Genomic DNA, 580 nt, shown 5'->3' with positions numbered 1-580 from the left:
CGACGCGGCCATCCTGAAGGAAGGTCTGCAGCCCTTTCCGGTGGTTATGGATATAGGTCAGCTTCTCTCCGAGGCGGGACTTGGCCGAGACCCGCAGGCGGCTCTGCTGCAGCCAGTCGTCGAAGGCCGCGACGAGCGGCGCGCTGCGCGCCTGCCGGACCTTGAGCCGTTGCTCGGGACCGCATCCTCGGATGTCGGCCTCGACCGCGTAGATCTCGGCGATGCGGCGGAGCCCCTCGGCGGCGATGTCGGACCCATCGCGGTCGAAGACCTCCTTCAGCTTGCGCCGGGCATGCGCCCAGCAATGGGCCACGCGGATGGGATCGCCGCCCTTGCGCGACGGGCGCGTCAATCGGTTGTAGCCCTGATAACCATCGAGCTGCAGCGTGCCGTCGAAGCCGCGAAGGAATGTCTCGGCGTTTTTGCCACTGCGGCCCGAGGCATAGAAGAAGACCACTCCGGGCGGATCATTGCCGCCCCAACCGCGCTCGTCGCGCGCCAGGGCCCAGAGATAACCGGTCTTCGTCCGGCCCCGGCCCGGGTCCAGCACCGGCGCGGTGGTCTCATCCATAAACAGATG

The 580-nt window shown here is 67.6% G+C and carries 1 protein-coding gene; it reads right to left on the bottom strand.

Translation table 11 applies throughout. The features are described from left to right. On the bottom strand, positions 1 to 580 hold a 580-nt coding region (gene tnpC, locus WGH93_RS13205; protein WP_374765340.1), incomplete at both ends, for an IS66 family transposase.

Origin of the sequence: Yunchengibacter salinarum, from assembly GCF_037658235.1 — a bacterium.
Lineage (GTDB): Bacteria > Pseudomonadota > Alphaproteobacteria > Sphingomonadales > Kordiimonadaceae > Yunchengibacter > Yunchengibacter salinarum.
Note: the sequence above shows the minus strand (reverse complement) of the source record. Positions and strands in the feature narration are given on the sequence as shown.